At 36.6% G+C, this 19,230-nt stretch carries 20 protein-coding genes, 1 tRNA gene and 3 pseudogenes; 8 read left to right on the top strand and 16 right to left on the bottom strand.

Features of this window, described 5'->3' with window-relative positions; all coding sequences use genetic code 11:
- Nucleotides 1-23 precede the first annotated feature (23 nt).
- The 8 genes and pseudogenes from thrA to OWR28_RS02695 all read left to right on the top strand — a co-directional run.
- Nucleotides 24-2,470 (top strand): annotated as a pseudogene (gene thrA / locus OWR28_RS02730) (bifunctional aspartate kinase/homoserine dehydrogenase I).
- 8 nt (nucleotides 2,471-2,478) lie between these two features.
- Nucleotides 2,479-3,405, top strand: coding sequence for a homoserine kinase (locus OWR28_RS02725; RefSeq protein WP_332385391.1), 927 nt, complete (start codon nucleotides 2,479-2,481; stop codon nucleotides 3,403-3,405).
- Between the two features lie 5 nt (nucleotides 3,406-3,410).
- Nucleotides 3,411-4,713: pseudogene (gene thrC, locus OWR28_RS02720) on the top strand (threonine synthase).
- Nucleotides 4,714-4,717: 4 nt separating this feature from the next.
- Entirely contained in the window at nucleotides 4,718-5,086 is a 369-nt protein-coding gene (gene folB, locus OWR28_RS02715) for a dihydroneopterin aldolase (protein ID WP_332385390.1), read from the top strand.
- Between the two features lie 35 nt (nucleotides 5,087-5,121).
- Nucleotides 5,122-6,486 (top strand): DUF4403 family protein, encoded by a 1,365-nt coding sequence (locus tag OWR28_RS02710; RefSeq protein ID WP_332385389.1) that lies wholly within the window; start codon nucleotides 5,122-5,124, stop codon nucleotides 6,484-6,486.
- 40 nt (nucleotides 6,487-6,526) lie between these two features.
- Complete coding sequence (locus OWR28_RS02705) at nucleotides 6,527-6,739, top strand: hypothetical protein (RefSeq protein ID WP_332385387.1); 213 nt, start codon at nucleotides 6,527-6,529, stop codon at nucleotides 6,737-6,739.
- Between the two features lie 58 nt (nucleotides 6,740-6,797).
- Nucleotides 6,798-6,868, top strand: a tRNA-Cys gene (locus tag OWR28_RS02700).
- A 545-nt stretch (nucleotides 6,869-7,413) separates the two neighbouring features.
- Nucleotides 7,414-8,166: pseudogene (locus OWR28_RS02695) on the top strand (alpha/beta hydrolase family protein); the annotation flags it as partial.
- A 61-nt stretch (nucleotides 8,167-8,227) separates the two neighbouring features.
- On the opposite strand, the gene OWR28_RS02690 reads toward OWR28_RS02695, so the two are convergent.
- The 16 genes from OWR28_RS02690 to OWR28_RS02615 form a co-directional block, all read right to left on the bottom strand.
- Nucleotides 8,228-8,668 carry a lysozyme gene (locus OWR28_RS02690; protein ID WP_332385386.1) on the bottom strand — a complete coding sequence of 147 codons (441 nt, stop codon included), beginning with the start codon at nucleotides 8,666-8,668 and terminating at the stop codon, nucleotides 8,228-8,230.
- A complete protein-coding gene (locus OWR28_RS02685) occupies nucleotides 8,665-9,237 on the bottom strand; it encodes a hypothetical protein (RefSeq protein ID WP_332385385.1) in 573 nt (190 codons plus the stop codon). Before OWR28_RS02685 ends, OWR28_RS02690 begins: the two co-directional genes overlap by 4 nt.
- A 153-nt stretch (nucleotides 9,238-9,390) precedes the next feature.
- Nucleotides 9,391-9,849 carry a hypothetical protein gene (locus tag OWR28_RS02680; RefSeq protein WP_332385384.1) on the bottom strand — a complete coding sequence of 153 codons (459 nt, stop codon included), beginning with the start codon at nucleotides 9,847-9,849 and terminating at the stop codon, nucleotides 9,391-9,393.
- A 489-nt stretch (nucleotides 9,850-10,338) separates the two neighbouring features.
- Entirely contained in the window at nucleotides 10,339-12,402 is a 2,064-nt protein-coding gene (locus OWR28_RS02675) for an SGNH/GDSL hydrolase family protein (RefSeq protein WP_332385383.1), read from the bottom strand.
- Between the two features lie 4 nt (nucleotides 12,403-12,406).
- Entirely contained in the window at nucleotides 12,407-12,844 is a 438-nt protein-coding gene (locus OWR28_RS02670; RefSeq protein ID WP_332385382.1) for a phage tail tube protein, read from the bottom strand.
- A 92-nt stretch (nucleotides 12,845-12,936) separates the two neighbouring features.
- Nucleotides 12,937-14,754: a hypothetical protein gene (locus tag OWR28_RS02665; protein ID WP_332385381.1), complete on the bottom strand. Its 1,818-nt coding sequence runs from the start codon at nucleotides 14,752-14,754 to the stop codon at nucleotides 12,937-12,939.
- 53 nt (nucleotides 14,755-14,807) lie between these two features.
- Nucleotides 14,808-15,191: a hypothetical protein gene (locus OWR28_RS02660; RefSeq protein WP_332385380.1), complete on the bottom strand. Its 384-nt coding sequence runs from the start codon at nucleotides 15,189-15,191 to the stop codon at nucleotides 14,808-14,810.
- Nucleotides 15,178-15,366, bottom strand: coding sequence for a hypothetical protein (locus tag OWR28_RS02655; protein ID WP_332385379.1), 189 nt, complete (start codon nucleotides 15,364-15,366; stop codon nucleotides 15,178-15,180). Before OWR28_RS02655 ends, OWR28_RS02660 begins: the two co-directional genes overlap by 14 nt.
- Entirely contained in the window at nucleotides 15,363-16,430 is a 1,068-nt protein-coding gene (locus tag OWR28_RS02650) for a hypothetical protein (protein ID WP_332385378.1), read from the bottom strand. Before OWR28_RS02650 ends, OWR28_RS02655 begins: the two co-directional genes overlap by 4 nt.
- A 23-nt stretch (nucleotides 16,431-16,453) precedes the next feature.
- Nucleotides 16,454-16,999: a hypothetical protein gene (locus tag OWR28_RS02645; RefSeq protein WP_332385377.1), complete on the bottom strand. Its 546-nt coding sequence runs from the start codon at nucleotides 16,997-16,999 to the stop codon at nucleotides 16,454-16,456.
- Complete coding sequence (locus OWR28_RS02640; protein ID WP_332385376.1) at nucleotides 16,984-17,259, bottom strand: hypothetical protein; 276 nt, start codon at nucleotides 17,257-17,259, stop codon at nucleotides 16,984-16,986. Before OWR28_RS02640 ends, OWR28_RS02645 begins: the two co-directional genes overlap by 16 nt.
- A 59-nt stretch (nucleotides 17,260-17,318) precedes the next feature.
- The gene (locus OWR28_RS02635) at nucleotides 17,319-17,711 is read right to left on the bottom strand and encodes a tape measure protein (protein WP_332385466.1); all 393 of its coding nucleotides are present in this window, start codon (nucleotides 17,709-17,711) and stop codon (nucleotides 17,319-17,321) included.
- An 8-nt stretch (nucleotides 17,712-17,719) separates the two neighbouring features.
- Nucleotides 17,720-17,953, bottom strand: a complete 234-nt coding sequence (locus tag OWR28_RS02630; protein WP_332385375.1) for a hypothetical protein — start codon at nucleotides 17,951-17,953, stop codon at nucleotides 17,720-17,722.
- A gap of 21 nt (nucleotides 17,954-17,974) precedes the next feature.
- Nucleotides 17,975-18,109 (bottom strand): hypothetical protein, encoded by a 135-nt coding sequence (locus tag OWR28_RS02625; RefSeq protein WP_332385374.1) that lies wholly within the window; start codon nucleotides 18,107-18,109, stop codon nucleotides 17,975-17,977.
- Between the two features lie 157 nt (nucleotides 18,110-18,266).
- Nucleotides 18,267-18,662, bottom strand: a complete 396-nt coding sequence (locus OWR28_RS02620) for a hypothetical protein (protein ID WP_332385373.1) — start codon at nucleotides 18,660-18,662, stop codon at nucleotides 18,267-18,269.
- Between the two features lie 100 nt (nucleotides 18,663-18,762).
- Entirely contained in the window at nucleotides 18,763-19,143 is a 381-nt protein-coding gene (locus OWR28_RS02615; RefSeq protein ID WP_332385372.1) for a hypothetical protein, read from the bottom strand.
- Nucleotides 19,144-19,230 lie beyond the last annotated feature (87 nt).

The following is a 19,230-nucleotide window of genomic DNA, read 5'->3' as shown; positions in this document are numbered from 1 at the left end:
ATCCAACTTCAAATAAATAATTGATGAAAGTTTTAAAATTCGGCGGAACATCAGTCGCCCATTCTCAGAATATCTTACTGGTGGAAAAAATTATAAAAAGTGAATCTTTAAAAAACAGGGTTGTTGTAATTGTATCAGCGCTTCATGGTGTTACAGATCAATTGATCAAAGCAGCTGAAAATGCTTCTGTAAAAGATGAAAAGTATATACAGATTATCAAAGACCTTGAAGAAAAGCATATTAACTTAGTGAAAGAACTTTTCCCAATTGCGGAACAAAGTTCGTGGCTGAGCTTTGTAAAAAAACATTTCAATGATATTGAAGATCTTTGCAACGGAATCTCTGTACTTGGTGAGCTTACTGCCAGAATCAAAGATAAAATTGCATCTTACGGAGAATTTCTTTCTTCAAAAATTATTGCAGCGAGATTACAGCATGAAGGGTTAGACTGCATTTGGATGGACTCTGCAGACCTTATCAGAACAGACAGCAATTTCACTCACGCAAAAGTAGATTTCAGTTTTACTGAAAAGAATATTGTAGGTTTTCTCAGTGAAAAGCAGAACCGTATCATCGTAGGCCCCGGTTTTATAGCCCGCGATGAAAAAAATAATGCGACAACACTGGGAAGAGGCGGTTCAGATTACACAGCTTCTATTATTGCAGCTTCTGTTCATGCGGAAGAGCTCCAGATATGGACTGACGTCAGCGGAATGATGACTGCAGATCCCCGTCTTGCTTCCAATGCCAAACCTATTTCAGAAATATCTTATCATGAAGCGATGGAGCTGTCGCACTTTGGGGCAAAAGTGCTTTATCCACCTTCCATTCAGCCTGTCATGGTGAAAAATATTGACCTGATCATCAAAAACACTTTTGACCCTGATGCTCAGGGAACTTTAATTTCCCATCAGCTGAAATCTTCTGAGAACGGAAGGCAGGTTGCAGTAGGAATTTCAAATATGAACCATATTGCCCTGCTTACACTGGAAGGCAGCGGAATGGTTGGAATTCCCGGTATTTCGGCAAAATTATTCCAATGCTTAAGTCAGGAAAAAATAAATATAATTCTGATTACCCAGGGATCTTCAGAACATTCCATCACTGTTGCTATTGAAGAAAAAGATGCTTTACGTGCTGAATATTCGATCAACAGTTCCTTTGCTGATGACATCAACCTGAAAAGAGTTTTTCCGGTAAAAATTGAGACCGGTCTTTCCATTGTAGCTTTAGTGGGAGAAAATATGAAAAGCAGAAGCGGGGTCAGTGCAAAGATGTTTGGATGTCTCGGAAATAACGGTATCAATATAAGAGCTATTGCACAGGGATCTTCGGAAAGAAATATCAGTATTGTCATTTCAGAAAAAGACAGCAAAAAAGCAGTTAATGTACTTCATGAAGAATTCTTTGAATCTGAAATCAAGCAGATCCATCTTTATATCTGCGGAACAGGGAATGTAGGTTCAAAACTGGTTCAGCAGATTTATAACCAGAATGATTATTTAAAGGAAAATTTTTTAATCAATCTGAGAATTGCAGGAATTTCCAACAGTCGTCATATGTTATTTGCGGATCAGGGGATATCCCAGGAAAACTATCTTACCTGGAATCAGCAGGGGCAAAAGCTTCTGCCGGAGAATTTGCTGAAGAAATAATCCGGAGGAATCTGAGAAACTCTGTTTTTGTTGATGTTACGGCAAGTCCTGATGTTCCGGAAATTTATGAAAATTTATTAAAGAGAAGTGTGAATATTGTGGCCTGTAATAAAATTGCGGCTTCCTCAGATTTTAAACAATATAAAGCATTAAAAGATACCGCAAGAAATCACAACTGCAATTTTTATTTTGAAACCAATGTAGGTGCCGGACTTCCGGTTATAGGAACCATTAACGACCTGATCAAAAGCGGAGATAAAATCCAATCTATTAAAGCTGTACTAAGTGGGACATTGAATTTTGTCTTTAATGAGTATGACGGCAGCAGAACATTTTCTGAAGTGGTAGCACAGGCCCAGAAGGAAGGATACACAGAGCCGGATCCGAGGCTTGATCTTTCCGGAAAGGATGTGGCAAGAAAAATTTTAATTCTGGCAAGAGAGGCCGGATATCCGCTTCAGTTTGAAGAAATTGAAAATATCAGTTTTCTGCCGGAGGAATGCATGCAGGGAAGTGTTGATAATTTTTATGAAAAGCTTACAGTGTATGAAGATCATTTTAAAAGCTTATTGAATAAAGCCAAAAACGAAGGTAAAATACTGAAATATGTTGCAGAGTTTGAAGATGGAAAAGCTAAGGTGGGATTACAGCATATTGCTCCCGAAAGTGATCTGTTTCACCTTTATGGTAAAGATAATATTGTCATTTTCAAAACATTGAGATATTCTGAGCAGCCACTGGTTGTAAAAGGAGCCGGTGCCGGAGCTGATGTAACAGCAAGCGGAGTTTTTGCAGATATAATCCGTTCTATTTAAATAATATTATGAAAAAAGTAAAATTAAAAGTGCCGGCTACTGTAGCCAATCTGGTGTGCGGATTCGATATTCTGGGAATGGCCGTACATGAACCTTATGATGAGATGGAATTCAGACTGCTGGACACTCCGGACATTATCATAAAACATACCGACGCCTTCGGACTTCCTGAAGAGCCTTCCGGAAATGTTGCAGGCATCGTCCTGTTGAAAATCCAGGAATATTTTAATCTGAAAACCGGTTTTGAAGTAATCATCCACAAACATATAAAGCCTGGAAGCGGGCTCGGCTCCAGTGCGGCAAGTGCCGCCGGAGCCGCCTTTGGAGCCAATATATTATTGGAAAACAAATTAACAAAGGAAGAAATGGTTCATTTTGCCATGTTTGGAGAAGAACTCGCTTCAGGTGTACGGCATGCAGATAATATTGCACCCTGTATCTATGGAGGAATTACCCTGGTAAAATCAACAAACCCGATTGATATTATTCCGCTGAGCTGCCCTGATCTGTTTGTGACTGCCGTACATCCGCAGGTGGAAGTCAAAACTTCAGATGCCAGGCAGATTTTAAAGAAGAATATCACTCTAAAAAGCGCTGTTGAGCAATGGGGGAATATTGCCGGACTCATAGCTGGAATTCAGAAAAACGATATCCCATTAATTGGACGAAGTCTCAACGATGTCATTATAGAGCCTATCCGCAGTATTCTCATTCCGAAATTTGACGATATCAAAAAGATGAGTTTACAACTGGGTGCTTTGGGAGGAGGAATTTCCGGTTCCGGGCCTTCCATTTTCATGCTGTCAGAACAAAAAGAAACGGCAGAAAAAATGGCTCAGATGATGAAATCAGTCTATGATAAAATTGAAATAGAAAGCTTTGTATATGTCTCAAAAATAAATCCGGCAGGAATTCAAATCATTGAAGAAAAATAACAGAAATGAAATATTATAACTTAAAAGATTCTCAGGAAAAAATAAATTTCAAAGAAGCAACCATAAAAGGTCAGGGAAAGGAAAAAGGATTATTTTTCCCGGAAAGCATTCCTCAGTTTAACGAAGAATTTATCCGGAATCTTCATCAGTATTCCCATGAGGAAATTGCATACAGATGTATGAAAGACTTTGTTGGAGATGAAATTCCGTCAGAAATACTCGAAGAAATTGTAGCGGAAACCGTCAGTTTTGAGATTCCCTTGGTAAAGATCAGTGAGCAGATAGCCATTTTAGAATTGTTTCATGGTCCTACTCTTGCCTTTAAAGATATCGGAGCAAGATTTATGAGCCGCTGTCTGTCTTATTTTCTGAAGGATGAGCAGAAAAAAGTTACTGTTCTTGTAGCCACTTCCGGAGATACAGGAGGTGCTGTTGCGCACGGTTTTTATAAAATCCCACAAATCAATGTGGTCATTCTTTATCCAAAAAACAGAGTAAGCCCGGTTCAGGAAAAGCAGTTGACAGCATTAGGAGAAAACATTTCTGCACTGGAAGTGAACGGGAGCTTTGATGATTGCCAAAACCTTGTTAAACAGGCTTTTTCAGACGAAGAAATCAATAAACAGTTATTTTTGACTTCAGCCAATTCTATCAATGTTGCGAGATGGCTTCCCCAGCAGATTTATTATTTAATCGCTTTAAAACAGTGGATCCAGCAGTATAAGGAACAGCCGGTCATTTGTGTACCGAGTGGAAATTTCGGCAATATCTGCGCCGGACTGCTCGCTCATTTCAGAGGTTTGACAGCAAGCCATTTCATTGCTGCCTGTAATGCTAACCAGGTCATTCCGGATTATTTTAAAACTCAAAAATACCAGCCACAAAAAACTGTAGCTACCTTATCGAATGCCATGGATGTAGGCAACCCAAGCAATTTTGTAAGAATTTTAGAGCTTTTCGGACACGAATTTGAAACCTTAAAAATAAAATATCTGCGTATTCCATTAATGATGACCAAACGATGAACACCATCACGGAAGTTTATGAGAAATATGGATACATCCTGGAACCCCACAGTGCGGTTGCCTATACTGCTATGGCACAGTATCTGCAAGAAAATCCGGAACAGAAGGGATTTATCCTCGGGACAGCCCATCCGGTAAAATTCCCTGCTGCAGTGGAAAAAGCAATCCATACCCAGATTGAAATTCCGGAGTCATTGAACGAGTTGATGAAAAAGGAGAAAAAACTGTAGAAATAAATTCAGATTTTGAAGAATTAAGACGATTTTTGCTTCATAAAACCTGAAACAATGAGCAAGATATATCTTGAAGATGTAAGAATATATGCGTACCATGGTGTACTTCCGGAAGAAAATATTATCGGAACGTATTATATTCTGAACGTAGAACTTCATACCGATCTGTGGAAAGCAGCAGAATCCGATGATTTGCATGACACCATAAGTTATGCCGACATCAATGATATCCTTCATGGCGAAATGAAAATAAAATCCAGGCTACTGGAACATGTAGCCGGAAGAATGATCACAAAAATTCACAGCAGCTTCCCACAGGTTGATTATATTAAATTAAAAATCACCAAAACAGCTCCTCCTATGCAGGGAGAAATGAAAGGAGCCAGCATTGAGCTGGAAAAGAGTTTTAAACCGGAAAATTAAAATTCTTATTTTCGTTGATTAAAAAAACATTCAAATTGAAATTCTTCAAAATATTATTTTTAGTGGCAGGGATCAGCGCTTTTGGTCAGTCAGGCGTTGATAATCAGTTGGCGGCTTACAACTTTCCAAAGATAAAGTCCAGTATCACGATGCCCGTGACCATTCCTCTTTCTGAACTGAGCAATATGATCAATGCTTCTGTGAAAGACCTTGTTTATCAGGATGACTCTTATACAGACAATAATAATGATCAGTTTAAGGTAAAAGTCTGGAAAACAAGACCTATCCGCCTGGTAGGTGGAACAAGTCAGAATTTACTGATTGAGGTTCCATTAAAAATATGGGCAGAAAAAGGAATTGGTACATTAGGAGTATATACGTATCAGAATACCACTTTTGAGACGGTAATGTCTTTCAATACAACAGTTACTTTTAAAAATAACTGGACTATCACTACAAACACCCGTCCCAATGGCTTCAGATGGGTAACCAAGCCTGTTCTTGATTATGGAAGAATACAGATTCCCATTACCGCTCTGGTTGAAAAAAGCTTAAAAGAGCAGCAGGAGAAATTCTGCAAAACAATAGATCAGCAGATGGCGACACAACTCAACTTCCAGCAATACGCCCTAATGGCCTGGAATACTTTTCTGCAGCCTTTCAATATCTCTGAAGAATACAATACATGGCTGAAGGTAAGCCCGGTAGGAGTTAATATTACCCCTCTGAAATTTTATGGAAATCAGATCAATGCCACGCTTGGTGTTGATATTTATTCCGAAACTTTCACGGGAAGCAAACCGGCTGCCTCTTCCCCGGTAACCAGCGTTGCCAATTTTAATACAACACCTACTGTTGCAGACAATTTTATCTTGCAGACCACAGCCAATATTCCTTTTACAGAAGCAAGTAATATGGCTAGAAAAACTTTCCTGAACAAAGAATTTGATGTACGTGATTCTAAAGTAAAAGTAACAGATATCAGAGTTTATGGTGTAGATAACAGAGTAGTTATAGAAGCACAAACAGACGGCTACATAAAAGGAACTTCCATTATTTCAGGAATTCCGGTATATGATGAAACAAAAAGAAAAATTGTTTTATCAGAAACCAAATTTAAGCTGAAAACCAACAATATTCTGCAGAAAACGGCTTCTCTTCTCTTCCAGGGGAAAATCGTAAAAATGATTGAGGAAGAATATGGCATCCCAACCCAGGAACTGGAAGAGACTTCAAGAAAAAGTATTGAAGAAGCCTTTAACAAGGAGTATTATAAGGGTTTAAAAATGAACGGAAAAGTTTTCAATCTTAAGCCCAGCAAAATATTACTCAGCAATACAGGAATCACCGCCATTATTGATACGAATGCTTCATTAAAACTTCTTGTCAACGGATTTTAAAATCTCAATAAAACACAAACTAAAAAACTAATAACCAATCATGAAAAGAATTCTAAATGTTGTTGAATACAATAATGCTTCGTCATACAGAAGTCTTTCCAGAATTGTTCCCTTTGACGGTCTATCATTTCTTGGTGTAAACGGATGGCATGACAGCTTGAGTGAAACAAGAGTAATTAACCTCAAAAATTATCAGGCTGAAATTCAAGCAAAAAGCGAAATAGAAGCTCTTGGAAAGAAAGAAATTGCTTAAAAACTTTTGTTCATAAAGAAATTTTACTATATTTGCACACCTGAAAAATGGTAAAAATGGTACTTTGGCCGAGCGGCTAGGCAGTGGTCTGCAACACCATCTACAGCGGTTCGAATCCGCTAGGTACCTCATAGTAAATCCCTATACAGCTTATTTTCAAGCTTTTGGGGATTTTTATTTTTATTTATTCCAACATTATTCCAACAAATAATTTTTACGGTTTTCCGCAAAATCGATTTATTTAAAAGTTTTTATATTTGTGAAAAAATTACACCAATGATACAAGACTATGAGAAATTAAAAAAGTTTAATACTGAAGTTTCAAAAATGATTTCTAAAGGTTATACCATTGTAGATAAAAATGATGAGACCAGAATGTGTGTGATGCAAAAAAAGGAAGCATTAATCATGCCTTGCATATTGTATTATCATTAATTACAGGCGGTTTATGGCTTTTAGTATATTTAATGTTATTAATGTCTGGAAGTTCTAAACCAAAAACGATAACAATTTTAGTTCAATAAATTAATTATGAAAAATATACTCTATCTTGTCTTGTTAACATTTGTAATAGTAGGATGTAATAAAAATAAGTGGAATGAAAGTTTCAAGAAGGTTGAAATTACATACGACAATAACACTCAGGATGCTTATTTTTTAAATCTTCAAAAGCAAATATGCCATTGATTGTAAGTTTACATACTTGGGTAGGAGATTATACACAGGAAGACAAATTAAGTGAAATATGCAAAAAAAATAATTGGAATTATATTCATCCTGATTTCCAAGGCAGGAATAATACATTTGATGCCTGTGTTAGTCCAAAAGCAATTAAAGATATTGATAATGCTATTGAGTACGCAATAAAAAATTCAAATTGCGATAGAAACAAAGTGTCTATTGTTGGTTTGAGTGGTGGAGCATATGCTACTATCGCTGCTTTACTAAAATCCAAACATAAACTATATTCTATTTCTGCATGGTGTCCAATATCTGATTTAAATGCATGGTATAGCGAAACACAAAAAAGTAAACTTAATTATGCAGAAGATGTTTATAAATGTGTTGGTTCGCAAAATGGAATTTTTAATTCTAAGGAAGCATTAAAAAGATCACCTATTTTTTGGAATAGTCCAGATGCAATAAGAAAAACCCGAATTAATTTATATGCAGGCTTAAATGATGCAGTAGTTCCAATATCTCATTCTATTAATTTTTATAATAAAACATTAAATGACATTGGTTGTACTGATAATGAAAAATTTGTTAGTACAGAAGATGTAAATATGTTGAAAACTAACCCTAAACCAGTTGGAAAAATTGGCAGTCGTGACATATACCTTCATAAGAACTATGAAAATATATCATTAGTTATTTTTAAAGGAGGACACGAAATGATAGAAAATTCAGTACTACAAAACTTATAAAATGAATCCCCGCTTTATAGCAGGGATTTTTCATTTAAAAACGGTCTTGTAGTACTTCATCTTATTTCGTAAAAAACAAATCTGCCTCTGCTTTTCTTCTACGAATGAGTCCGTTTAAAACTTTTCCTCCGGCCGTAATATATTTCGTAGTAAACCAGTTCCGTATTGCGGCTTCTGACGCATGGTTGTTTACCAGCTTGAACAGACCGTCTGAGCCACCGGTATTATATGTATGAGAAACCAAAGCGTCGAATTGGTTTTGCGTCAATGGAACTTTTATTTTTGAATTCACGATTTTTTCATAAGTTGGCAAAACTGCTGCGAATAGATCTACTCCTTTTTCTTTCGTGATCGCCAGATCTTTCATGGTTACTTTCTTTCCTCCCGGATAGTAAGTGTTGCCATACCCTATTGTTGGAATTCCTGCTGAATCCAGATAAGGCTTTGAACTGAATCCCTCAAATGATGTAATTAGATTTATTCCTTTTTGTGATGTTTTCATTTTCTTTTTAAGTATAAAATTATTGCTGTTACAATGATGACGAGTGCTGCTATTAAAAATCCAGTAATATAAACGCCCACCTGAAAATCTCTTTTCACTACATCAACAGTTTTAGTTTGAATTTTCTCTGCTGTTTTTGCCAGACCGGAAACAAAGCCTTCATCTTTATTTTCAGCCTTCTTTGATTCATTCCTGTTATTCTCATTGATTTTTGAACTATTTTGATCTAAAATGCTTTTATTTGAGCTGAAAAACACATCTGCGTTACCGGAAACTTTCAATAGATTTATAGTATCTCCGTTCACAACATTGAAGAATGTCAACGGTATTTTGTCCATAGCCTTTCCCCGAATCTCAACATTTGAATTTTCCAGCTTTGTCTTCTGTTTCTCACTATCAATTTTGACTACTGATAATTCAGATTTTAAAAGATCCTGTTGAGTCTTAATTTCTTTCTTGATGTACTCTGTTTCGTTTACAGAAGACTGAGCTGTTTTTGATACTCTTTTGACCTTACATCCAAGCAACAATAACAGCAAACTAATTATTATTATCGTTGTCTTTTTCATCGTCTATTTCTAATTTAAAAGAACTTTCAACTTTCCTTATAGCTTTATCCTGAAGAACTACCAATATTTTATCAAAAAATTTAAATATTGCTGACTTGCTTCCATTTAAAAGTTCAAAATTTCTGCCTACACTTGAAAACTCAAATCCTATAGCTAAAACCCAAAAAAGCTTAAAGCAACCATAAGAATCCCCCAAATGGATCCACTTAACCAATCGCCTCCTTTCGTTACCGTTCCTACTCCAAAAGCTAAAAACATTAAAACAGATGTTACTAATATAATAGCAGTTGCTTTTATCATTGTATCAAAGAATCTTTCAGGTTTAAAACTTTCCTTTCTGATACTCCTAGCAACTCTATGACCTAAAATAAAATCAAGCCCAGTTAATGGAAGGAAAATTATAATCATAACTGATTCTACCAGGAAGGGAAAAAATATTGATTTAGGATCAGCGTCCTTAATGAAAATATTATTAAATCTTTCCAGGTTTCCCGATAACCATAACCCAGTGGTCAAACCTGAAGATGCGCAAAAACTAAACAAAGCGTTAGCCCCGTTTTTGTATGTTATCATCTTCCAGATAAAAGCTATTGCGGTTTTTGTAAAAGCCATCTTAGTACCTTTAAAAATGTTAACCCTAGTATGCTGAATAGAAATACTGGATATATTACATGATTGTAAAAACTACTTCCAAACTTTAAAACATAAGCACTTATATTGAACGTTTGAATTGAGAAGTAAATAATACTAACCAACTTCGTATAAATACATGCTTTATACCGGAATATCTTCAGCAAAAAGAAGAGCGAAAATACCCATACTGTTAAGCTGCTCATAAGCGGGAACCAATACACTAAGTAATTGTTCCCAGGACTAGCAATTACCGCCTGTTCGCCCTGTGAAAACCTCCAACTTATTAGCTCCAAAACAACAGCAATGAAAATTACTGATGCCATCATGAAGTCTAAGCACTTTCTTTTATCTTTTATCGTTTCTTTAAGCTGGCTTACTAATCTTCCGCCGATGCTCTCTGCTGGTGGTGTTGGCATACTAGTTAATTAATTTATTAGTTGATTCCACATTTCATTTTCAGTTATTTTTTTATACTACCAAAGTTTTCAACCAACCTGCAAAAACCTCCGCCCATTTAGCATTACCTTCTTTTGTTGGATGAACTCCGTCAGTAATTAATGGATTGTACATATCAGTATATCCGGTTTCCGTACCCTGAAGCGTTCGGAACTCCGATGGAGTAAGTCCGCTTAAACTATAAGCATCAAAACAAGGGATTGAATAGTAAGCGCAAACCTCTTTCATTGCAGCAACATAATTTGTCATTTTTAAGCTGTTATAGGCGGTATCCGGATAAATCTTTATTGGCGTAATTCCAACTATCAGAATATCTTTATAAAGCGTTAAGCTTTGGCTGTATACATACTTATTTAAAAGACCCTGAATTAATAAATGTAAAGCTCCATAATAGGTTGTTTTTATACGGTCATCCATTGTTCCCAATTGGGATATATTTCTAAGGTCATTTGTTCCGCCCATAAAGGTTACGACTTTAGCATCAGAAGCCATTGAAGAGAAACGGTCTACCATTGGATCACGAGTAACGGTATCACCTGCTGTAACTTCTCCTAATGTACTTCCGGATATTCCTTTATTTTCCCATGTCATTCCGAGAAGCGTTGCTGCCTGTTTGGCGTAAGAATCAAGTTGCCCTGGATAACCCGTATAATTTCTTGGAATAAACCCGTAAGTTATTGAATCACCAAGACTAGACATTTTTTTATTTGTAAACCATGAAACTACCTTCGAAGCATTCTTCTTAATAATATCCTGTTGCTGCTCAAACTTACTTACAGTTTTGTTTTGAAGTGTATATTTGAATGCATCTACTTCTGCCTGAGTTATTACGGTTGTAGCATTCGTTTTTGACCAAACTAACCTAATTTGGTTTACTGTTAACGTATTAATTGTGAAATCAGGTGATGTACCATAAGTACCCGTATAAACTCCATCTTTGTAGTAAACAACACGAGAAATGACATATCCGGAATCCTGAGTTAAAGAATGAACACCATCTAATACTGATATTTTTTCAGTACGGATTCTTATATTATTACTTACGTCACCACCTGTGGTAATATCAATTCCACCAAGTTCTTTATAAATGCCGTCCCCTAAATTTATAATAAACGAATTATAATCAGTTGTTACTTTTACTGAATTATTTGAATTGTCTACAACGGTTTTCATGGTTGTATCTACGGCAGAATAACAATTAATTTTCAATGCATCTAACTCCGCCTGAGTTACGGTTTGTGTATTAGTCGTATGATATAATGAAAATTTAAATTTAACAGCTGTTCCTGGAATTGTAGGGGTAAAAGTCTTACCATTAATCACTTGTGTTGAAATAAATGTATTATTTGAATCATAATAGAAAATATTCTGAAATAACATATCTCCTATCAATTCCAACTGTGCAGCATATGCGATGTCTAAAAATGAAATAGGTCGCCCTCTTGTTGTTGATGCTGTTACAGCACCATTGTTCAAGGCTAACGCTCCGACTTCTAATGATGGATTTATATAATTCTTAAATGTTGTACTCAAAGAAACCCCTACTTTTTCAACCCATTTTGTTGATGTTCCAGGTACATCTGTTGCCGACGCCGTTTGAAGTTCAGGTAACTCATAAACCTTATTATTGTAAGCAACCTGAATTTTCCCTACATATGATTGAGCAGTCCAGCTTGGAATAACTCCAGATACAACAGGTTTTGGCGAAGGTGCTTTTTGTGACACACCGTTAGTAACCCATATTTGCATGAAGTTATCAGTCAGGTCTGCTGCTGCAATAACTATCGGCTGCGGCGTTGGCGTAGATCCGTCTTTGAAGTTTGTATATGTGCCCGGTGTCTTTACATCCCATTTTTCAAATAAATATGGATCACCAGGTGCCCAGGCTGTAGGTGAACTCGTTGGCGTTGCCTCTCCTTTAGAATCTGATACAGTTGCTGACTTTAAAGTGGCGTAGTCTGTTTTAACTAAATTGCCCTCTGAATCAGCCGCCAGTAAGTCTTTCGGATTGTTGTTATATTCTAATTCGTCTGTCTTTTTTATAATTAGTAAATCTGGATTAATTGGTTCTCCCATCTTATTAAGTTTTTATTACTGTGTTATCATTATCGCCTAAAATTTCCCCATCATTGTCACCAAGTAAATAAACCTTGTCTGTTCCTTCTTCTGGCTTTCCATATCCTAATAATGTAGCGGTGAATGTTATCAACTCACCAGCAGAATCAGAGTCTGAAATATCTGTTATATGCGCTTTACCTGAATCAACGTACCAACCGGATAGCGTTTTTCGCATCCATTCAATCAAAGTTCTGTTTCGCTTATATGATCTCAATTCACGGTATGAAACTACATTATTGCCGCTGTCCGCATCATCTTTAATCATGACGCCAGATAACGCAATTGTATAGCTTTGATTCGTTGGATAGTCAGTATTCCACCCGGCATTATCGCGGGTTGTAGTCTTTATGGTTTCAGAATTTTCAGAAATAGGGCTGGCTGTTAGACACGCAGCAGGCACCCAATTCCCATTTTTTTAATATAAAAAGGTTTTCTTCTCCTTTTATCTGCTTCATTATTAAACCCCTTTACCTCTAATATAGTGAAAATCAGTTAAACAATTGTCACTTTTGTTTCGTTTCCATAATTATCTTTTACGTCAACTCTAAAGTCAACTTCTTTTTGCATATAGCTAGATTCAAACTCCCTGCTTGTAAGTCTTAAAATACCTGTTGAAGTATTGAAAGTGTAGGCTGTTGGTTGGAATTTTTTCCCATCATGTTTGTCTATTTTAATATAGCTTATGAAAGGGATGTAGCCTTTAATGTCACCTTCAAATATTATCATTGGACGAGGTGCTATTCTAAGGTTGTCCTCAGCATTTAGCCATAATAATTCCTGAAGCCCTGTAGTTTCAGAGTTTGGATCATTTAGCCTTTTCCATTTTTCCGTTGGAGTATCTGCATCGTTTTTGTAAATAGTTCCAACAAATAAGTCTGAAATAGAGTCGCCGTTATACAATGTTATATTTGGTTTTGTAACTGTTGATACTCTTTTAAGCCTAAATGCCGTATAATCCCTCCCTTTAATATTTCCAGAATCATTAGGGACAACATCTATTGAACGAATAATAAAATCTCCACCTCCAAGCTGATGCCTATCCCTATATACCGTTAACGATAAATTACCATCAACAGGTGATTTGATTGTGAGTTCATAAGTCGCCTCTCCTAATCCTTTACACATTTTAATTGCTCCGCCGCCAGGATAAAATCCTTCAAATGAATAATTTGCAATGAAATTGACAACTCCGCCATCCTGCCAATCGTTACTATCTGTATTATAATATTTTCCTCCGACTCCAATAGCAAATCTTAATCCAACTGAATTTATATTTTCATTTGCAAACCTTATTATCATTTTGATTACAGCGCCCTTATTAATGTCTATAGCTTGATTTAAGTCTATTAACAACGCTTCATCAGATCCCGGTTCAGTAAAGGTTTTAGAAGTTAAACCTCTTCCGTCTTCATTCCTGTATACCAATCCATCAACATTATGAACGGTCCAGCCTGGAATATCCAAACCGCCTCCTGATAACTGAAGTTCACCATTCGAAAATACTGAACTTGCATTACCATATTCATAAGTAACTCGGTATGCTTGGACACTTGAAGAAATACTCTTTCTTTGATTGGCTCCGCAATGGAATATTTCAAAATTATTAATTTGACTACCAATTTCAACTAAAGGGCTAACTACAAAAGTGCTTTTATATAGGTTATCTTCAAATTTGTTAAATGTCACTGTTGGAATTTCTAAATCTATTGGCCGATAAATATACCACTCGCCATTGTGCTGTATTAAAGATGCATTGAAAAGTTGCAGAATTGATTTTAGTACACTTTCGCAATCCATTGCATCTGAATTATTTTGATAATATCTGGCAGTATTCAGATAAAAAGTTTCAAATGCACTAAAGCTTCCGGGACCAGTTTCATACATCACCGCACAATTAATATTGATCGGCAAATCAAGCCCTGTTTTTTTAAGGCATGCAGTCAAAATACTTAATCCGGTGTATTTACCTGAAAAAGGAATTCCGTTATCATTGGTAAATCGTATATTCTTAAGCGTAGATAATCCGTCAAAAACATCAATGTCAAGCATCCATTTATCGTACACATAATCCTCATTTATGCCATCTGGTTTAAGAAATCCGATAAAAATGATCTGTCCATTTCGTTTTAAAAAAACCTTGAATGTTTGTTCATCTTCAGAGTATAGGTCTTGAAGATCTAAATCTGTAGTAGCCAGCAAACTTATATTTAAGCTCGAAGCTACGATGGGCTGGAAGTGATCTGTCTTATTTTGGAATTTATATGTTGCTGTACCGTTTATCTCAACTGCATTTCCGGCAAACTGGTCCATATGAATTTCACATCTGAATAAATCTAATCCAGTTTGATTTTCAAAAAAGTATTTTAATTTGTAATCTCTTCCCGTTTCTCCACCACCTCCTGGATCCTCCCCTCAATAACATTTAAATATACTGTTATCAATACGTCAAGCGCAAAAGAAGAAGACAATGTTATATAAAAAGTATAGTTTCCAGATTGTAAATCGAATAATGTTTCATCAATACTTATTTGAATTATCTTTGGAGAAGGTGCAGTAACTCCAAAAGCGGGAAAGAATTTAACGTATGATTCCGTGGTTGAATAACTGACGAAAAAATCATCAACCGGTTCATCACCAATGCCATAAACCACGACTGTAAATGATTTATCTCCTGTCAGTATATTATTTACTTTATCATATGTTAATGATAATGAATTATTACTTACTCCTATACTAGTTGCCTGCATTTAATCTATCTATTTTACCGTTAACTCTGTCCAATACGCCTTTTAGTTCATATCCGTCTATTCTGAATACTACCTCACCATATCCGCCCCCATACGAACCACCAGAGGTATAATTTGAAGAGTAAGTGTTCCCTGTATAGTCAGCCCCTCCACTTGTTGAAGTAGATCCACTCATTCCTTTTTTGCTTGGGCTCCAATAGCCCCACCTGCAACTGACAAGGCTGCACCAACAGCAACAGCAGCAATACCTGCCGCAATCGCTTGATAACCTCCTGTTTTAATAATTTCATCAAGTGTACCCTTCATTATTGCTAATGTACCGTACTTGATCAATAAAGCACCCATGCTAGATAAAAAGTTCCCAAACATCCCAAGCAATGAATTTCCTATTTTTGACATAGAATTTCCACCTTCAGCAATAGCAGCCCCAATTGAATTAAACATATCTGTTATACCAGTTGAAACTGATGAAGTGACAAGGTTTTCAAAATCTTTGTTGAAATCTTCTACTAACTTTGCGAATTCCGCTTGTCGAACAGTGGTGCTGTCAATTCCTAATCCGATTTTTTTAGGTAACGAAAGAAACGAATCCCCAATACTATTTACATTGGTTGCTACATCAGCACTCATTTCCTGTAAATTTCTGGAAATAGCACTTTTAAAGGTTTCTACTTTACTTATTGAACTTCCAAGCGTGTCAATATTTTTAATAATGCCGTCAAATGGATTATTGCTTCCAGATGCGAGGCTGAACCTAAATGAAGAGGCCGCATTTTGAATCCCTAAAATTTCACTTGTGAAGCTCTCTCTGAATTTTTGCAGATTTGTAATACCCTGAGGGGGCTTAACTTCCAATAATGAAATTTGTGCCAGTATTTGCTCTAATCGGTCTCTTGCATCAGATAAACTTATTATTTCTCCGGTAAGTAAAGGCTGTCCGTTTTTGTCTGTATCTTTTCCAAAAGCATCGACCTTTCTTATTTTAACAATACCGTTAATCGATGTTTCAATTGCTTTTCTTAGTAGTTCGGCTCTTTGTTTTAACTCTGCTTCAGAACCTACAGGAAAAATTTCTGCCAACTGCTTTTCTGTTTCTTTTTTAGCTTTGTCAAAGTTGATTGTTTTCGCGAAATTATCACCTCCGTCAGCATTGACTTTGGCAATATCAGCATAACCATCTTTGATAATACTTAGAAGATCCTTATTCTCATTGTCATAATCTTTGCCAAGCTTTTTCAAAGCCTTGACGTTTTCAAATATGACTAAAGCTGCCTGTCTTTTACTTCTTCAGCTGTTCTGGTAATTTGTGTACCTACGCCACCAGTTCCTCCCGAAATTGATATACTTACAGGTTCAGGGTTTTTGTAAGATTGTACGGCCCTATTGATCTTTTCTCTAATCTTAAGCTCTTCATCTAATCTCCTTTGACTTCTTTTATCTAATTCGTCCTGTGCTGCACGTGCTAACGAAGCGTTAACAATAGCACCTCTTAATTCATTATAGGACTTTGTAGCACCACCATTTAAGATTATCTCATCATTAATATTTTTGAAGTAATAAGGGTAAAGTTTCTGAAGTTCATCAACAGCAGATCTTCTTTCATTTATTGATATGCTGGTGTCTTGTGTCTTTTTGTATAATTGATCTAAACTTGCAATTTCGGCCTGAGCCGTTACGGTTGCTTTAGATAAGCTTTTAGACCATCTTTCAGCTCTTTCTTCTGCTGTTTCATTTGCTAGATTGTAAGCTATAATACCTGCGGTAAGAGTTCCAAGCGCTAAAGCTGTTAAACCTATAGGACCTGACAAGGCTCCAAAATGGAAACTAATGCACCTGTACCTGATACAATTGTAGGAATTGCAGCCATTATACCGCCTAAACCAACTAATAACGGACCTATTGCGGCGGCTAATCCACCCACAACGATAATCCCTTTTTGAACACCAGGATTAAGGTCTTCAAATGCAGAAACTAGAGACTCTATTCCGTTTGTCAACTTGTCGATCAAGCCTGAAATATCCAGGTTGTCGTCAATTACTTTTCCAACTCTACCGAGGTTGGTTTTCATTGAATCACCTAAATTTTCAAAGGCTCCATTTATTCCCCCGGAAACTCTAGGTAGCTTTTCTAATCCCCAACAATAACATCAAGCACCTGCTTAGACGTTATTTTCATTTTGGCTAAATCATCACTCCTTGAAGTTCCGAATGCTTCAGTAAGTAATTTCGAAACCTGTGGAACCGCATCTTTAATAATATTAAGGTCTTCACCTAACGGGAATTTAGTATTTGCTAATTGCTGCACCCCGTAAATAGCACGCTCAAACTCTGCACGCCCTTTACCAACGGTGGCAACCGCGTTTCCGAATTGTTGGAGGATATTTCTAGCATTAGAAGCAGAAAAACCAATAGATTCAAGGTTGATCGAACCCTTAACAGCTTCTTCCATTCCTAGACCTGGAAGTTTAGCAACCTCCCTTAGTTTAGTCATTTCATTTGCCGCCTTGGAAGCACTTCTCATCACGGCCTCTAAACCTTTTGTAAGGCTTGAATATCTCCATATGCTTTTACAGATGCTGCACCAAGCCCAACAACAGGCAATGTAATACCAGCTGTTAATTTTTGACCTAACGAGCTTAATTTATCGCCTACATCGCCTATTCTTTCAGCTTGATTTACAAAATTCCGGATCAATTGCCCGGCTGTATTTAAGTCTCTACCCAGCTGTTCCGGGCTCGCTCCCAGTTCTACTTCCAGATTCATTTACCACTTCATTTACCGCCTTCAAAATGCCTCTTTTTGCCAGTTTTCAATTCTGGTCTTTACCTTATCACTTCCCTTAATTGGCATAAACTTGTCAATAGACATCTTTCTTGTGTCAATAGCCCCTGTTGAAACCATTGTCCAATATGCCAACATTCTGGTGTGTTGAGCCTGACGTATATATTCGTCCTCTTTTAATTTCAGATAACGATCACGTCTCAGAGAAAATTCCTCCAAGTCATATCCATTACGTAATCATAGGAGGGACATTGCAGATCGACCAAAGCGAACGCAATGACGTCAGTGTCAAAGTTTAGTTCTTTGTTCCCTTCTTCTGAGACTTCTTCTTTCCCTCTTGTTCAGGATCTTCTTCACCTTCTTTCTTTTCCGGTGCCGGCATGTGAACTTTAATTGATTCTATGAAAGTAGTACAGTACCGAGTAATTTCGTCTGACTTCATACCAAGGTCATCAACCCAATCATATACGTCATTTATTGTATAGTCGATTGTATTTCCGGCTATTTTGTCATTGCAAGTAAGTGAGTGATAAATCATTTTAGGAACCGTGAAAAACGAGTCTGTTTCAAATTTTACAAACAGATCCGTTAAGGTCATATTTTCCTGTTCTGTAAATTGCTGCAAGAATCCAATCCCGAACTTTAGACCTCTTTCTTTTCCTCCGATATTTAATTTAATGTACCTGCTCATGATTATACGTGTAAATCTGTTTTTGAAATTTCACCGATACCTTGAAGTGTTCCAGAAAATGTAATTTCTCCATCAACAGGAGCTTCACGAGTTAGCTCGGTCAAAATTGCCTTACCAAATTCAGTTGTTTTAGTGCCGTCTGAAAGCGTGGTTTCGATCTTCCAAAAATTGGTTTTTCGTTTGCATGCGCATCATCCATAGCCTCAGAAATAGCCTCATAACTAGCTTTAAGGCCATCATTTTCTACTGCAACAGCTTCAAATCCACCCTGGTAAGATTTACGCCCATAAATAGGATCCGGTGATAGATTACACTTTGTTATCGTCCCCTCCTTCGTTTCTACAGTTTTTGTAATGTTATTTGCTGTAAGACATCCCACAGGAAAGTAATTCGCTGCTACTGTTGTTCCCTCTGCATTCTTGATCGAGCAATAAATGAAAAGAATTTCAAGTTTACCCTTTAGTGTTTTTTCACCTGCCATCTTCTGTAAGTTTTAATGAATATTTAATTATTTTTCTGTAAATAGTTTCGGTTGATGTTGATTGATTTAAATCGAGTGGATATGATT

Origin of the sequence: Chryseobacterium sp. 1B4 (genome assembly GCF_036631475.1) — a bacterium.
Classification (GTDB): domain Bacteria; phylum Bacteroidota; class Bacteroidia; order Flavobacteriales; family Weeksellaceae; genus Chryseobacterium.
This window is presented reverse-complemented; position numbering and strand designations above follow the sequence as displayed.

What these genes read in the sequence shown, in the direction of transcription:
- OWR28_RS02725 (WP_332385391.1), top strand. Translation starts at nt 2,479, where the DNA reads ATGAAAAAAGTAAAATTAAAAGTGCCGGCTACTGTAGCCAATCTGGTG.
- folB (WP_332385390.1), top strand. Translation starts at nt 4,718, where the DNA reads ATGAGCAAGATATATCTTGAAGATGTAAGAATATATGCGTACCATGGT.
- OWR28_RS02705 (WP_332385387.1), top strand. Translation starts at nt 6,527, where the DNA reads ATGAAAAGAATTCTAAATGTTGTTGAATACAATAATGCTTCGTCATAC.
- OWR28_RS02690 (WP_332385386.1), bottom strand. Translation starts at nt 8,668, where the DNA reads ATGAAAACATCACAAAAAGGAATAAATCTAATTACATCATTTGAGGGA.
- OWR28_RS02685 (WP_332385385.1), bottom strand. Translation starts at nt 9,237, where the DNA reads ATGAAAAAGACAACGATAATAATAATTAGTTTGCTGTTATTGTTGCTT.
- OWR28_RS02680 (WP_332385384.1), bottom strand. Translation starts at nt 9,849, where the DNA reads ATGGCTTTTACAAAAACCGCAATAGCTTTTATCTGGAAGATGATAACA.
- OWR28_RS02675 (WP_332385383.1), bottom strand. Translation starts at nt 12,402, where the DNA reads ATGGGAGAACCAATTAATCCAGATTTACTAATTATAAAAAAGACAGAC.
- OWR28_RS02665 (WP_332385381.1), bottom strand. Translation starts at nt 14,754, where the DNA reads ATGGACCAGTTTGCCGGAAATGCAGTTGAGATAAACGGTACAGCAACA.
- OWR28_RS02660 (WP_332385380.1), bottom strand. Translation starts at nt 15,191, where the DNA reads ATGCAGGCAACTAGTATAGGAGTAAGTAATAATTCATTATCATTAACA.
- OWR28_RS02655 (WP_332385379.1), bottom strand. Translation starts at nt 15,366, where the DNA reads ATGAGTGGATCTACTTCAACAAGTGGAGGGGCTGACTATACAGGGAAC.
- OWR28_RS02640 (WP_332385376.1), bottom strand. Translation starts at nt 17,259, where the DNA reads ATGAAAACCAACCTCGGTAGAGTTGGAAAAGTAATTGACGACAACCTG.
- OWR28_RS02635 (WP_332385466.1), bottom strand. Translation starts at nt 17,711, where the DNA reads ATGAGAAGTGCTTCCAAGGCGGCAAATGAAATGACTAAACTAAGGGAG.
- OWR28_RS02630 (WP_332385375.1), bottom strand. Translation starts at nt 17,953, where the DNA reads ATGAATCTGGAAGTAGAACTGGGAGCGAGCCCGGAACAGCTGGGTAGA.
- OWR28_RS02625 (WP_332385374.1), bottom strand. Translation starts at nt 18,109, where the DNA reads ATGTTGGCATATTGGACAATGGTTTCAACAGGGGCTATTGACACAAGA.
- OWR28_RS02620 (WP_332385373.1), bottom strand. Translation starts at nt 18,662, where the DNA reads ATGAGCAGGTACATTAAATTAAATATCGGAGGAAAAGAAAGAGGTCTA.
- OWR28_RS02615 (WP_332385372.1), bottom strand. Translation starts at nt 19,143, where the DNA reads ATGGCAGGTGAAAAAACACTAAAGGGTAAACTTGAAATTCTTTTCATT.